The organism is Rheinheimera sp. ATLC3, from assembly GCF_059429535.1.
On record NZ_CM182103.1, the window covers coordinates 317,965 to 332,830 of the forward strand.

Consider the following 14,866-nt stretch of genomic DNA (forward strand, 5'->3'; position numbering starts at 1 on the left):
TTGGTCTTATTTAGTTATGCCGGTGTATCTCACACCGGCCAATAATTTACTTAATAGTCAGCGCGTCGTTAACCAGCGCCTGCTGTTGTTTGTTGTGTACAGACAAGTAACCGACAGCAGGTGAAGATGACGCATCACGGCCTGCATAGCTCAGATAACCAGCCTTTGGAATTGCAGCTCGGAAATGATGCTGGCTACAGTACCAGGCGCCCTGGTTCTGCGGCTCTTCCTGACACCAGACAAAATCAGTCACATGCTGATACTGACTTAGAACTTCAGCCATTTCTTCATGCGGGAACGGGTAAAGCTGTTCTACACGCACAATCGCCACGTCTTTCTGTTCACGCTTACGGCGCTCTTCCAGCAGTTCGTAATATACTTTTCCGCTACAGAACACCACGCGTTTAACATCAGCTGGCTTTATATCGTCTATCTCACCGATCACGTTTTGGAACTTACCTGACGCCAATTCTTCCAGCGAAGAAGTAGCCAACGGGTGACGCAGTAATGACTTAGGCGACATAACGATTAATGGCCGGCGCATTGGGCGAACCATCTGACGGCGCAGCATGTTATAAACCTGAGCTGGTGTAGTTGGTACACAAACCTGCATATTGTGATCGGCACATAACTGCAGGAAACGCTCTAAACGTGCTGATGAGTGTTCCGGGCCCTGACCTTCGTAGCCATGAGGCAGCAACAAGGTTAAACCACACAAACGGCCCCACTTCTGCTCACCCGAGCTTAAGAACTGGTCGATAACCACCTGAGCACCGTTGGCAAAATCGCCAAACTGACCTTCCCAGATAACCATTGCGCGCGGTTCTGCCGTAGCGTAACCATATTCGAACGCCAGTACCGCTTCTTCTGATAATGCAGAGTCGTACACCTGGAATGGCCCCTGCTCGTCGCTGATATGCTCAAGCGGCGTATAGGTACTACCATCGGTTTGATTGTGTAATACCGCATGGCGATGGAAGAATGTGCCTCGGCCTGAATCCTGGCCAACAATACGAATGCGGTTACCTTCTGCTACGGTAGAAGCATAAGCCAGTATTTCAGCAAAACCCCAGTCAATTTTCTTCTCACCGGCCAGCATCAAAGCACGATCTTCGTATACTCGACCGACCTGACGCTGCAATGTATGGCTTGAAGGTATATTCGTTGCTTTCTTGCCCAGTTCAACAAGCTTATCTACTGATACGCTGGCATCGTATGTTGCGTCCCAGTCACGGCCCAAGAACGGTGTCCAGTCTACTGAAGACTCTGACATGGCACGCCATTCTTCAACAACGCAATCACCTTTATCCAGCGCATCACGGTAGTTTTCAATCATTTCGCTGATCTGCTCATTACTGAACAAACCTTCGGCAACCAACTTTTTCGCGTATATTTCGCGCGGCGTCGGATGTTTTTTAATTTTCTGATACATCAGCGGCTGAGTTGCATTTGGCTCGTCCGCTTCGTTATGGCCATTACGGCGGTAACATACCAGATCAATAACAACATCGCGTTTGAAGGTATTACGATAATCAACTGCCAATTGCGCAACAAAGACAACAGCTTCCGGGTCGTCACCGTTAACGTGGAAAATAGGTGCCTGCACCATTTTCGCAATGTCAGTACAGTATTCAGTTGAACGCGTGTCTTCTGGATTAGAGGTGGTGAAACCAACCTGGTTATTAATAACCACGCGGATAGAACCGCCGACTTTAAATGCACGGGTTTGTGAAATATTAAACGTCTCGGCGACAACGCCTTGCCCGGCAAATGCAGAGTCACCGTGAATGGTAATAGGCAGTGCTAAAGAGCCATCGGTACAACCACGACGGTCCAGGCGCGCGCGTACCGAGCCGATTACTACCGGATTTACAATTTCCAGATGTGACGGGTTAAATGCCAATGCTAAGTGTACATTGCCACCAGAGGTTTCAAAATCGGATGAGAAACCCATGTGGTATTTCACGTCACCGGCGCCCACAACTTCGTACTTGCCAGCAAACTCATCAAACAGTTTTGATGGGTTTTTGCCCAAAACGTTAATCAGCGTATTTAAGCGGCCACGGTGAGCCATGCCGATAACACAGTCCTTTGCTCCCTGCTCACCGGCGCGATGTATCATCGCCTTAAGCATAGGGATCATCGCGTCGCCACCTTCCAGACCAAAGCGTTTTGCGCCAGGGAATTTAGAAGACAGATACTTTTCTAAGCCATCAGCTGCAACCAAACCATTCAGAATGCGACTCTTCTCAGCTTTATCGTAAGAAGGAGTAGATTGGTTTGCTTCTAAGCGTTGCTGGATCCAGCGCTTCTCATCGGTAGACACGATGTGCATATACTCGGCACCGATAGAGCCACAATAGGTTTTTTCCAGCGCCTTGTGTAAATCACCCAGTTTCATGGTGTCTTTGCCGATAGCAAATGAACCCACATTAAACTCGGTATCATAATCGCTTTCAGATAAGTCGTGATGAGACAACTCTAAATCACGCACCCTGGATTGTTTCCACAACCCCAGCGGATCAAGGTTAGCTTGCTGATGACCACGGAAACGGTAAGAGTTAATCAGCTGCAACACTTTTACCTGACGACTGTCAGCAGCTGTCGCAGAATTCACCACTACCACTTCGCGGTGCTTATTGCGGGCCAGCTCAGCAAACTGTTGTCTGACATCTGAGTGACGGGTTTCTAAATCAACTCCGTCAAGTTTTGGCAGCTTGGCAAAAAACTCACGCCATTCGTCGCCAACGCTGGTAGGTTCAGCTAAGTAGGATTCGTACAACTCATCGACATAGGCCATGTTGCCGCCGCCAAGATGAGAAGACTCTAACCATGCCTTCATTACACCTTCGTGCATTTAGTTTCCCTTAATTTCCGCGCACCTGGAAAAAGTAGCAAAAAAACAGCCTGTTCGCAGGTTACCAGGCCGTTTTTTATTAACATACCAAAAAAGGGCGCATTACAGCGCCCGGTTTAACAACATCGATTTAATTTCACCAATGGCTTTGGTGGGGTTCAAACCTTTAGGACATACATTAACGCAGTTCATAATACCGTGGCAGCGGAATACGCTGAATGCATCATCCAGATCGTTTAACCGTTGTTCTGTCGCTGTATCACGGCTATCTGCCAGGAAGCGGTAAGCATGCAGCAACCCTGCCGGGCCGATGAACTTATCAGGATTCCACCAGAACGATGGACAAGACGTAGAGCAACATGCACACAAGATACACTCGTACAGGCCGTCCAGCTTAGCACGTTCTTCCGGCGACTGCAGATACTCACCGGCTGGCGTAATCTTGCTGTCATTAATTAAGTACGGCTTCACTTTCTCATACTGGGTGTAGAACTGGCTCATATCAACTACCAGGTCACGCACTACAGGTAACCCCGGTAATGGACGCAGCACGATCTTACCACCTTTTAAACCGACAGCAGACAATGGCGTGATACATGCCAGACCGTTTTTACCGTTCATGTTCAGACCGTCTGAGCCACAGACACCTTCGCGGCAGCTGCGACGGAACGATAAAGTAGGATCCTGTTCTTTTAACTTAATCAGCGCATCCAGCACCATCATATCCCGGCCTTCCGGGTTGTCCAGCGTGTAATCCTGCATACGCGGCGCTTTGTCAACGTCAGGGTTATAACGATAGACGGAGATAACTAACTTCTTCATCGCTGTGCCCTCTTAGTAATTACGTGCTTTAGGTGGGAACGCATCACGGAACTTAGGTTCCATATTTACTTTACGTTTGGTCATCGCTTCAGTTTCCGGCGAATAGACACTGTGGCATAACCAGTTCTCGTCATCACGATCCGGATAGTCAAACCGCGCATGTGCGCCACGGCTCTCAGTACGGAAGTTTGCAGCGACAGCTGTAGAGAATGCGGTTTCCATCAGGTTGTCCAGCTCCAGACACTCAATACGCTGAGTATTGAAATCTGAACTCTTATCATCCAGACGGGCAAACTTCAGACGCTCACGAATTTCTTTTAACTGCTCTAAACCTTCGGCCATCGCTTTACCTTCACGGAATACCGAGAAGTTAAGCTGCATACACTGCTGCAGGTCTTTCTTGATCTGCGCCGGGTCTTCACCCTGACCTGGTTTAGAATCTTCCCAGCGGCGGGTACGCGCAAGGGCCGCATCAATATCTGACTGGCTGGCCGCGCGACCTTCTGAAGTCGCAGCTAACGCTTCACCTAAGTGCAAGCCGGTTGCACGGCCAAACACAACTAAGTCTAATAACGAGTTACCGCCTAAACGGTTAGCACCGTGTACAGACACACAAGCAATTTCACCACAAGCAAACAAACCTGGCACTATTGGCTCTGAACCATCCGCTTTTGGCGAAATAACCTGGCCGTGTACGTTTGTTGGAATACCACCCATCATATAGTGACAAGTTGGAATTACCGGAATAGGCTCTTTAACCGGGTCAACGTGTGCAAAAGTACGTGACAGTTCACAAATACCTGGCAGACGGCTTTCCAGTACTTCTTCACCTAAGTGATCCAGTTTCAGTTTAATATGAACGCCCCAAGGGCCATCACAACCGCGACCTTCACGAATTTCTGTCATCATTGAGCGGGCTACAACGTCACGACCTGCAAGGTCTTTCGCGTTTGGTGCATAACGCTCCATGAAACGCTCGCCGTCTTTGTTTAACAGGTAACCACCTTCACCACGACAACCTTCGGTAACCAGTACACCGGCACCAGCAATACCCGTTGGGTGGAATTGCCACATTTCCATGTCCTGCAGCGGCACACCGGCACGCAGAGCCATACCTACACCGTCACCGGTATTAATGTGGGCATTCGTAGTAGAGGCAAAAATACGGCCTGCACCACCTGTCGCCAGAACAGTTGCGCGGGCTTTGAAATACACGATTTCACCGGTTTCGATATCAATCGCAGTACAACCTACTACGGCGCCATCCTGGTTCTTAACCAAATCCAGGGCATACCACTCAGAAAATACCTGAGTTTTATTTTTAACGTTTTGCTGATACAGCAAGTGTAATAACGCATGGCCGGTACGGTCAGCAGCAGCGGCAGTACGAGCTGCTTGCTCGCCACCGAAATTCTTTGACTGACCACCGAAAGGACGCTGATAAACACGGCCGTTTTCAAAACGTGAAAACGGTAAACCCATGTTCTCTAACTCAGTAATCGCTTCCGGGCCGGTTTTACACATATATTCGATAGCGTCCTGGTCACCGATATAATCAGAACCTTTAACGGTATCAAACATGTGCCATTCCCAGTTATCCTCATGGCTGTTACCCAGCGCAACGGTAATACCGCCCTGAGCTGACACCGTGTGAGAACGGGTTGGAAAAACTTTAGATAATAACGCGCAGGTTAAACCTGACTCGGTGATTTGCAGCGCAGCACGCATGCCCGCACCGCCGGCGCCAATTACGATGGCATCAAACTCTCTTACTGGAATAGTCACTTAAGCACCCCACAAAACAAACAGGCCTACCGCTACATATGCGAAAGCCAGGGCATAAAGGAAAAATTGTAGTACTGCACGCAGCGCAGCAGACTTAACGTAGTCAGTCAGCACTTGCCACAAACCAATGCGGGTATGCACAGCAATAGAGACTAAAGCTAACAAGGTAAACACTTTTACCAGAGTATTGGCAAACAGGTTCTGCCATACTTCAAACGTCACTTCCGGGGTACAGATGAAGAAACCCAGAATAAATACGCTATACAGAGCCAGCACAATGGCTGTTGCCCGCAGTGACACATAATCCTGTACGCCATCGCGTTTCAGGCTTGCCTGATTCAGAACCATAACCATACTCCTGCTAATACTGCTAACACGATCCAGATAGCGATCGAAACTTTCGCGCTTAAATTGCCGGATTTCAGCTCTTCCCAGTGTCCCATATCCATAATCAGGTGACGGATACCGCCAACCAGATGATAAATAAGTACTGTGATAGTGCCCCAGGCAATGAATTTTGCCAGGTGAGACGTCATCAGCTCTTTAACAAAGTCAAAGCTCTGCTGATCCTGCAGCGAATACGCCCAGGCCCAGATAACGAATACCAATGCAAAAAACAATGCTACACCAGTAACACGGTGCAGAATTGACGCTATGGCAGGTGCCGGAAACGATATGGTAGAGAGGTCGAGATTTACTGGTCTTTGTTTTTTCACAGTGCTTGCCCATCGATGCCCATTATCGAGCTCTTGTTGTCATTGTCGTTGTCATTGCTGTATAAACAGTCAACACCCAAAACCAATACACCTTTTTGCTCAAGCTGGATCAGTACTGCCAGACAGCAAAAGTGCTTGCTGAGTGAACTGTTTAAAAACCGCAATAGTATATATTTCACAGTTCGCTATTACAATTTTTGTTTGGTTTTACTCGAAAAAATCCGTATTTGGAACATTACACATTTTACTCTTTAGAGCAATAATACTAGAGTCGAATACTTATTGAGCGAAAACGCATTAAAATTGACTTTAAGGGGTCGTTTGCAGGTAGAATAGCGACCAATTTGCTAAATTCCTTTAACCCGATACTACAACTACAGGAGAAATCCAATGGCAGATAAAAAGGCCGTCGTGCAGGTCGATGGGAAATCGTTTGAGTTGCCAATATACTCTGGCACCGCCGGCACTGACGTAATTGATGTTCGCGCCTTGGGTCAGCATGGTTACTTCACCTTCGATCCGGGTTTTATGTCTACCGGGTCATGCGAATCAAAAATCACCTACATTGATGGCGACAATGGCGTGTTGTTGCACCGCGGTTACCCGATAGAGCAACTGGCTGAACATTCAGACTACCTTGAGCTGTGCTATTTATTACTGGAAGGCGAGTTACCAAGCGCAGAGAAATACAACCAATTCAAACACACTATCACCCGCCACACTATGGTGCATGAAAAAATCGCCGCATTCTTTCAGGGCTTCCGCGTAGATGCGCACCCAATGGCGATGTTATGTGGCGTTGTTGGCGCTATGTCGTCTTTCTACCATTCAGATTTAGACATTAACGACCCGGCGCAACGTAAACGTAGCGCGCACCGGTTAATTGCCAAATTGCCTACCCTGTCAGCAATGGCATATAAGTACACGGTTGGCCAGCCATTCGTATACCCGCGCAACGATTTAAGCTATTCAGAAAACTTCCTGCATATGATGTTTTCTGTACCTGCAGAAGATTACGTTGTCAGCCCGGTACTGGCAAAAGCCATGGACCGCATTTTTATGCTGCATGCAGACCACGAGCAAAACGCATCAACCTCTACAGTGCGTTTAGCGGGCTCGTCAGGGGCGAATCCTTATGCCTGTATCGCTGCAGGTGTAGCATCACTTTGGGGCCCTGCACATGGTGGTGCTAACGAAGCTTGCCTTAAAATGTTACAACAAATTGGTTCAGTAGACCGTATTCCTGAGTTTGTGGCACGCGCTAAAGACAAGAATGATTCATTCCGTCTGATGGGCTTTGGTCACCGCGTTTACAAAAACTTTGACCCACGTGCCAAAGTTATGCGTGAAACCTGCCATGAAGTGTTAAAAGAGCTGAACATTAAAGACCCTCTGCTGGATGTAGCAATGGAGCTTGAGCGCATTGCTCTGGAAGACCCGTACTTTATCGAGAAGAAACTTTACCCGAACGTAGATTTCTACTCAGGTATCATCTTAAAAGCCATCGGTATTCCAACCAGTATGTTCACCGTGATCTTCGCGATGTCGCGTACTGTAGGCTGGATCTCTCACTGGGACGAAATGCTGGGCGAAAAAGGCCACAAAATCGGCCGTCCACGCCAGTTGTACACCGGTTACACAGCGCGTGATTTCAAACCTTTGAATAAGCGTTAATTACGTTTTACTTAAAAAAGCGGCTACGGCCGCTTTTTTTATTTCTGATAACAGCAAACAGACTGCCCGTAACAGCGCCCAGCTGATTTGCACCGTCACGTAAAAACAGGCAAAATCGCGCCTTTCAATTGATGAGTCCCGTTGCTATGAGTGGTTTTGACGTTCAGCAGTTTCGCAGCCAGTTCACGTTTTTTCAGCTGCAACCTGATTGGGTGTATCTTGACAATGCGGCCACCATGCACAAACCGAAGGCGGTCACCGATGCTGTACAGCGATTTTATCAGCAGCAAAACAGTAACGTGCATCGCGGAGCACACCAATTAAGCCAGCGGGCAACCACTGAGTTTGAACAAGCCCGTGATATCATAGCCAGCTTTATTAATGCAAAACACCGCCACGAAATCATCTTTACCAGTGGCGCCACAGCAGCGCTGAACCAGATTGCCTTTGGTCTGATGCACACTTTACTGCAGCCTGGTGACCGTATTCTACTCACTCAGCTTGAACATCACGCTAATATCGTTCCGTGGCAACTACACTGTCAGCGCCATGGTATTGAGATTGATGTGATACCCCTTAATAAAAACCTGCAACTTGACCTGGAGGCTTATCAGCAGTTGCTGCAAAAAAAGCCCAAAGTTGTTAGCTTCAGCCAGGTATCAAACGTGCTGGGCCATATTCAACCGGCGCAACAAATGGTTGCGATGGCAAAAGCTGCCGGTGCAGTAACGGTTATAGATGGCGCACAGGGCGTGGTTTACCAACAACCCGACATGCAACAGCTTGACTGTGATTTTTATGTATTTTCAGGTCACAAAATTTATGGCCCGACCGGCACGGGGGTGCTGTATGGTAAAACAGAGCTGCTGGAACAACTTACCCCGCTGCTAGCTGGCGGAGAGATGATAGAACAGGTTAGTTTTGTTAACACAACCTTTAACAAACTCCCCTTTCGTCTGGAGGCCGGAACGCCCAATATTGCTGGCGTAATCGGCCTTGGCGCTGCACTGCAATGGATACAACAATATAACAACAGTGACATTATTCAACATAAAGCGCTGTTACTAAAAGCATTCTTCAATGGGTTGGACAAAATAAAAGGCGTAGATATTTTGTCCATGCCTGTGCATAATGCAGGCGTAGTGGCATTAAATGTTGACAGTGAGCATCCGTCAGACGTTGCAGCAATACTGGATCAACATCGTATAGCTGTACGCTCAGGGCAACATTGTGCCATGCCGCTATTCAGTTATTTAGCAAGACCCGGTGCTGTAAGATGTGCATTTGCCGCATACAACACACTGGATGATGTAAACCGGTGCCTGCTCGCATTGGAGCAAGCCGTGGAGATACTGACTGCATGACATTAGAACAATTACTGGCAGATACCAAACCTGCGCTGCAGGAGATCCAAACAAGGGATTTAGCGGATATTCAGCAAGCCTCGGACTGGCAAGCCAAATACCGTATCCTGATGCAACTTGGCAAAAAGTTACCACCGATGCCTGAAAAAATGAAACAACAGGAATGGTTGGTAAAAGGCTGCGAAAGCCGGGCCTGGTTGATGCACTACCACGATAAAAGCACTGACAAACATTACTTTATCCTGGACAGTGAAGCCAGGATAGTAAAAGGTCTGATGGCTATTATGCTATGTCTGGTTAATGGCATGAGCAGTGCGGAGCTGGCTAAGTTTGACTTGTGCCATAAGTTTGACCAATTAAATTTGAAGCCCTATTTAAGCCAGTCCCGCGGCAATGGCCTGACAGCCATGGCTGAAAAAATAAAAGCCTGCTGCCCCGCCGCCTGATTGATAAGCGTAACTACGCTGTCTGCGCCAGTTTTTTCAATACTCTGGATACGGCTGCTAAACCGAAGCTGGCCGTAACTACTGTTACGGCACCAAAGCCACCACTGCAATCCAGCCGCATGCTGCTAACCTCACCGCTGTCAGTAACCTGAGCTGTTTTTTGCTGGCACACACTGCCATCAGGCTGCGGATACACCAATTGTTCCGTCGAATAGACACAATCAATGCCAAAGCGCCGCTTAGGATTACGGCTGTAGTTATAGTCCCGCCGCAAGCTATTACGCACCTTGGCCAGTAAGGGGTCATTGATCGTCTGGGTTAAGTCGGCTATCTGAATTTGGGTCGGATCAGTCTGGCCGCCAGCGCCACCTGTACTAATCACTTTAATTTTATTGCGTTTGCAATGAGCCAACAGCGCCACTTTGGCCTTAATAGAGTCGATGGCATCAATGACATAATCCAGATCAGGACTGATTAATTGCACCAGATTATCTGTGGCGACAAAATCTTCGACCTGAATCACATTACACTCTGGGTTAATCGCTTTTATCCGCTGTGCCATAACCGCCACTTTGTCCTGGCCTACCGTATCGGTCAGCGCATGTAGTTGCCGGTTAATATTGCTGATACAGACATCATCCAGATCTATCAGCGTTATGTTACCTATGCCAGAGCGGGCCAAAGCCTCTGCAGCCCAGCTGCCAACGCCACCAATGCCGACGACACACACATGTGCCTGGCGAAATTTTTCCAGCGCACTTATCCCATATAACCGGCCTATACCGGCAAAGCGTAACTGATAATCTGACATCTTTAATTTCTAACCTGTTTAGGTTGCCTGTACTGCGGCCAATTCAACTGCCACGGCAGCTGCCATTCTGACAATCCGTTATGCTGGATTAACTGTTGGAACTTGTCACCATACTGTGGTGCTGCGACATAGCGGTATTGCTGGCCTGAGACCGTAAATTGTAAGGCATAGGCATGCAGGTACACCCTGTCAGCCACCTCGGCCTGATATAACACATCACCGCTTATTGGTGCGCCAAGGCTTTTCATCGCGACACGGATCTGGTGTGTTTTTCCACTAAAGGGTTTGAGTAAATACGCCCGGAATGGCAGTTCGTCGAAGCCTTGGCTGACAAAATACGTTACCGCCGGGTTGTGCTGGCTGGTTAACAACTTCCAGGCACTGCGCCGGGCCGGTGTCATATCACCTTTTACCCAGCCTTGTTTTTTGGCTGCGCGGCCGGTTGATAACGCCAGATAATATTTTTCCACCTGATGTAAGGTAAATAACGCCGTCAGCTCTGCAGCCGCACTGCTACTGCGAGCCAGAATAATAAGGCCTGAGGTGACCTTATCCAGCCGGTGAACCGGAAACAGTTCATACCCTAACGTTTTCGCTGCAATTGCGGCCAAGCCAGGGCCGTCATCGCTGTGAAAGCTGATACCCGGCGCTTTATCCAGCACAACAAAATCGTGCTGCTCATCAACAACGGAGAAACTGTGCGTCATTAGTTAAGGCTGGCTGCATACCGGCGGGCATGCTCCAGATCTGCCGGCGTGTCCACCCCCACTGCTGGTGTTTCCAGTGCGGTATCAACATGAATGGCTTCGCCTTGCCATAACACGCGCAGTTGCTCCAGCGATTCAATCTGTTCTAAGGCTGAGGCTGGCCAATCAACATAACGCTGTATAAAGCCAGCACGATAAGCGTAAATACCAATATGACGCCGGTAATGACGGGCCAATTCTGCCTGAAAATTACCATCTCGGTCATACGGGATGACGCTGCGGCTGAAATACAATGCGTAGCCATCTTTGTCACTGACAACTTTAACAATGTTTGGGTTGCTGATTTCGTCAGCGTGGCTAAGTGGCACCGCCAATGTCGCCATTTGCGCTTTTTGTTGGGTCGCCAGATTCTGTGCCACCTGCCGAATAATGATTGGCGGAATAAAGGGTTCATCGCCCTGCACGTTAACTACCACTGTATCGGCTGAGAGCTGTAGCTTGCTAACCACTTCAGCCAATCGCTCGGTACCCGAATTGTGTTCTGCTTTGGTCATACAGACTTCACCGCCAAATAAATCGACTACATCGGCGACTCGTCTGTCATCTGTTGCCACCACTACCCTGCTGGCACCACTTTGCAATGCCTGCTGGTAGACCCGTTCAATCATGGTTTTACCAGCAATGTCAGCCAACGGCTTGCCTGGCAACCGGCTACTGGCAAAACGGGCCGGTATAACGACTACGAACGCCATTGTTCAGTCTCTTCCAGTGTCAGCTCCCGGGCTTCATCAGCCAACAGAACCGGAATATTATCGCGGATTGGGTACGCCAGACGATCAAAGGTGCAAATAAGCTGTTGCCCTGCCTGATCATATTTCAATTTACCCTTACATAGCGGACACGCCAGGATCTCGGTCAGTGCTGCTTTAAGTGCCATATTTGCTCCGCAGTTCAGTCAATAAAAGTGTGAGTTTTGTTTTTAATTGTGCATCAGGCTCAGCATCAACGCCAAGGCTGAACCAGTCTGCTTTAGCAAACTGTTGGCATTTTACTGCATCTTTCTCTGTCATCAGAACCGGGCCATCAATAGCAGTAAAATCTGCGGCAGTAAACTTATGATGATCAGCAAAATAATGCCTTGCCGTAATATTAAAACCCGCCGCAACAGCCGTACGCTCGAACCGTTGCGGGTTGCCGATACCGGCAACCAGTGTTACATCACGGCTATCGAGCTCAGAATCCGATATCAGCGAGCGCGCGGGCGCGGCTTTTAATTGCATAACACCGTCAGCTCCGGCGACAGCTTGACTGTTGGCAACCACGATATCAGCCTGCTTTAACCGCCAGGCACCCTCGCGTAGCGGCCCTGCGGGTAATAACCGGGCATTGCCTAAACCGCGGCTACCATCAATCAGAATAACTTCCGCGTCACGGGCTAAGCGGTAATGCTGCAAACCATCATCGCTTATGATGATGTCACACCGGTTGTGCTGCAATAAATACTGTGCCGCTGCGACTCTGTCCGGGCAAACGACTACCGGGCAGCCGCTGCGTCTGGCAAGTAGCAATGGCTCGTCGCCCACCTGCTCTGCATTTGCATCAGGTGAAACCTGCAGTGGCCGACGGATACCAGCACCATAGCCGCGACTGACAATACCCGGTTGCCAGCCCATTTGCCGTAGCAGGCTACACAGCATAAGCGTAAAAGGCGTTTTGCCTGTACCGCCGATGCTGATATTTCCCACTACAATGACAGGCGCCTTGACGCGGTGTTGTTTAAGTACACCCAGCCGGAACAACCAGCGGCGCAGCGCCGTCACCGCGCCATACAACCAGGCCAGTGGCAGCAAGAACCAGTAAGGTTTGCCCTGATACCAGCTCTGTTGCAAGCGTTGGCTCAGCCGGCTCATCAGGCCTCGCCAAACTGCAGTTTATATAACTGAGCATAGGCGCCGTCTTTCGCCAGTAACGTTGCGTGATCGCCTTGCTCTACAATGCGTCCCTGCTCCATTACGATGATACTGTCTGCATTTTCGATAGTAGATAAGCGGTGCGCGATGACGATGCTGGTGCGGCCTTTTAACAGCTCATTCAGCGCAGCCTGAATTTTCCGCTCGGACTCAGTATCCAGTGCTGACGTCGCTTCATCCAGAATTAATATGGGCGCCTCACGCAGTAGTGCCCGGGCAATAGCAATGCGCTGACGCTGGCCGCCGGATAAACTAACGCCATTTTCGCCAATAACGGTATTCAGGCCGTCTTTTAACTGAGCGGCAAACTCCAGCACATGCGCTTTCTCTGCTACCGACTGCAGCTGCTGCTCGGAAATAGGTTCAGTGCAGCCGTAAGTGATGTTATTTGCAATAGTGTCGTTAAACAGCGTGACGTGCTGCGATACCAACGCCATTTGCTTGCGAAGCGAAGCCAGTGTGCAACTGCGAATATTATGCTGGTCGATAAAAATATCACCGCTACTTAGCTCATAAAAACGCGGCAACAAGCTTGAAATAGTGGTTTTACCGCTACCTGAGCGCCCCACCAATGCTACTGTCTTGCCAGCGGGTACAGTAAAACTGATATCAGACAATACCTGCTTGTCATGCCCGGGATAACTAAAATTCACTTGCTCAAAGCGGATATCACCGTTTACCCCGGTCAGTTCAGTGGTACCGGTATCCTGCTCAACCGGATGGTCGAGGATCTCAAACACACTGGCTGCCGCAGTAAGCCCACGCTGAAACTCACTGTTAACGGTAGTCAGCTGTTTTAACGGCCGCAGCAGCATCATCATGGAACCAACAATGGTGGTAAAAACACCTGCAGATAAGCTATCTAACATGTCGGGATAACTGGCCATATACACTACAAAAGCCAAAGCAAAGGATGCTATTACCTGTATCAAGGATACACTGATGGCGCGGGTGGCTTCCATTTTTACATCCTGACGTCTGGTCAGATTATTGATACCGGCAAACCTTTTGCTCTCTATCTGCTGACCACCAAAAGACAGGATAACTTTGTGGCCGTTAAGCATTTGCTCAGAGCTGGTGGTCACATCCCCCATTGCGGTCTGAATATTGCGGCTTAACATCCGAAAGCGCTTTGAAACAAACCGGACCACCACTGCAATAACCGGTGCTATCAGTAAAAAGATTGCCGACAATTGCCAGCTGTAATAAAACATCATCACGACCAAACCGGTAACAAAAACGCCTTCACGTACCAGCACTGCCAGTGCTTTTGACGTGGCTTGTTTAATTTGTTCGGTATTGTAGGTAACCTTTGAAATCAGCTCACCGGTAGAGTGTTTATCATGAAAACTTACCGGTAAACGCATATAGTGCTCGAACAACTGTTGGCGCATATTCTGCACTATATGGGTACCAACCCAGTTCAGGCAGTAACTGGCTACAAAGTTACATAAACCACGCAGCAGAAAAATAATTACCACAAAAAGCGGGGCATAACGCAGATACTCAGTATTTTTGTCGTTAATACCTTTATCAATAAAATCAGGTAAGTTAGAAATAAAATACACATCAACCAAAGCATACCCCAGCATGCCAAGCGCTGCGGCAACAAAGCCCATACGGTACGGTTTTACATAGCTGAGTAAACGGCGTGCGGTTGAAGATCTGATGATGTCCGGCTGCGGCAAAATAGAACCCTGGAGAAAAAATTTTG

At 48.7% G+C, this 14,866-nt stretch carries 14 protein-coding genes; 3 read left to right on the top strand and 11 right to left on the bottom strand.

Features of this window, described 5'->3' with window-relative positions; translation table 11 throughout:
* Positions 1–46: 46 nt before the first annotated feature.
* The 5 genes from sucA to sdhC form a co-directional block, all read right to left on the bottom strand.
* Complete coding sequence (gene sucA / locus AC5SV9_RS01585; RefSeq protein WP_475151427.1) at positions 47–2,857, bottom strand: 2-oxoglutarate dehydrogenase E1 component; 2,811 nt, start codon at positions 2,855–2,857, stop codon at positions 47–49.
* A gap of 102 nt (positions 2,858–2,959) precedes the next feature.
* Entirely contained in the window at positions 2,960–3,679 is a 720-nt protein-coding gene (locus AC5SV9_RS01590; protein ID WP_134054468.1) for a succinate dehydrogenase iron-sulfur subunit, read from the bottom strand.
* Between the two features lie 12 nt (positions 3,680–3,691).
* Positions 3,692–5,464, bottom strand: coding sequence for a succinate dehydrogenase flavoprotein subunit (gene sdhA, locus AC5SV9_RS01595; RefSeq protein WP_134054466.1), 1,773 nt, complete (start codon positions 5,462–5,464; stop codon positions 3,692–3,694).
* Positions 5,465–5,812, bottom strand: a complete 348-nt coding sequence (gene sdhD, locus AC5SV9_RS01600) for a succinate dehydrogenase, hydrophobic membrane anchor protein (RefSeq protein ID WP_134054464.1) — start codon at positions 5,810–5,812, stop codon at positions 5,465–5,467.
* Positions 5,803–6,180 (bottom strand): succinate dehydrogenase, cytochrome b556 subunit, encoded by a 378-nt coding sequence (gene sdhC, locus AC5SV9_RS01605; protein WP_475151429.1) that lies wholly within the window; start codon positions 6,178–6,180, stop codon positions 5,803–5,805. The genes sdhD and sdhC overlap by 10 nt, the downstream gene beginning before the upstream one ends.
* A gap of 390 nt (positions 6,181–6,570) precedes the next feature.
* On the opposite strand from sdhC, the gene AC5SV9_RS01610 reads away from it, so the two are divergent.
* The 3 genes from AC5SV9_RS01610 (at position 6,571) to AC5SV9_RS01620 (ending at position 9,664) form a co-directional block, all read left to right on the top strand.
* Positions 6,571–7,854, top strand: coding sequence for a citrate synthase (locus AC5SV9_RS01610; protein WP_134054460.1), 1,284 nt, complete (start codon positions 6,571–6,573; stop codon positions 7,852–7,854).
* A gap of 146 nt (positions 7,855–8,000) precedes the next feature.
* Positions 8,001–9,218 carry an aminotransferase class V-fold PLP-dependent enzyme gene (locus tag AC5SV9_RS01615; protein ID WP_475151431.1) on the top strand — a complete coding sequence of 406 codons (1,218 nt, stop codon included), beginning with the start codon at positions 8,001–8,003 and terminating at the stop codon, positions 9,216–9,218.
* Complete coding sequence (locus AC5SV9_RS01620; protein ID WP_134054456.1) at positions 9,215–9,664, top strand: SufE family protein; 450 nt, start codon at positions 9,215–9,217, stop codon at positions 9,662–9,664. Before AC5SV9_RS01615 ends, AC5SV9_RS01620 begins: the two co-directional genes overlap by 4 nt.
* Before the next feature lie 13 nt (positions 9,665–9,677).
* Here the strand turns inward: AC5SV9_RS01620 and tcdA are convergent, their stop codons facing one another.
* From tcdA to msbA, 6 genes are read right to left on the bottom strand one after another with little or no spacing between them, the layout of a single operon-like run.
* On the bottom strand, positions 9,678–10,475 hold the full coding sequence (gene tcdA / locus AC5SV9_RS01625) for a tRNA cyclic N6-threonylcarbamoyladenosine(37) synthase TcdA (protein ID WP_475151433.1): 798 nt from the start codon (positions 10,473–10,475) through the stop codon (positions 9,678–9,680).
* 2 nt (positions 10,476–10,477) lie between these two features.
* Positions 10,478–11,182 carry a pseudouridine synthase gene (locus AC5SV9_RS01630; RefSeq protein ID WP_475151434.1) on the bottom strand — a complete coding sequence of 235 codons (705 nt, stop codon included), beginning with the start codon at positions 11,180–11,182 and terminating at the stop codon, positions 10,478–10,480.
* The gene (kdsB, locus tag AC5SV9_RS01635; protein WP_475151435.1) at positions 11,182–11,934 is read right to left on the bottom strand and encodes a 3-deoxy-manno-octulosonate cytidylyltransferase; all 753 of its coding nucleotides are present in this window, start codon (positions 11,932–11,934) and stop codon (positions 11,182–11,184) included. Before kdsB ends, AC5SV9_RS01630 begins: the two co-directional genes overlap by 1 nt.
* On the bottom strand, positions 11,922–12,119 hold the full coding sequence (locus tag AC5SV9_RS01640; protein WP_331923126.1) for a Trm112 family protein: 198 nt from the start codon (positions 12,117–12,119) through the stop codon (positions 11,922–11,924). Before AC5SV9_RS01640 ends, kdsB begins: the two co-directional genes overlap by 13 nt.
* Positions 12,109–13,092 carry a tetraacyldisaccharide 4'-kinase gene (gene lpxK / locus AC5SV9_RS01645; protein ID WP_475151438.1) on the bottom strand — a complete coding sequence of 328 codons (984 nt, stop codon included), beginning with the start codon at positions 13,090–13,092 and terminating at the stop codon, positions 12,109–12,111. Before lpxK ends, AC5SV9_RS01640 begins: the two co-directional genes overlap by 11 nt.
* On the bottom strand, positions 13,092–14,840 hold the full coding sequence (msbA, locus tag AC5SV9_RS01650; RefSeq protein ID WP_475151439.1) for a lipid A export permease/ATP-binding protein MsbA: 1,749 nt from the start codon (positions 14,838–14,840) through the stop codon (positions 13,092–13,094). The genes lpxK and msbA overlap by 1 nt, the downstream gene beginning before the upstream one ends.
* Positions 14,841–14,866: the final 26 nt, after the last annotated feature.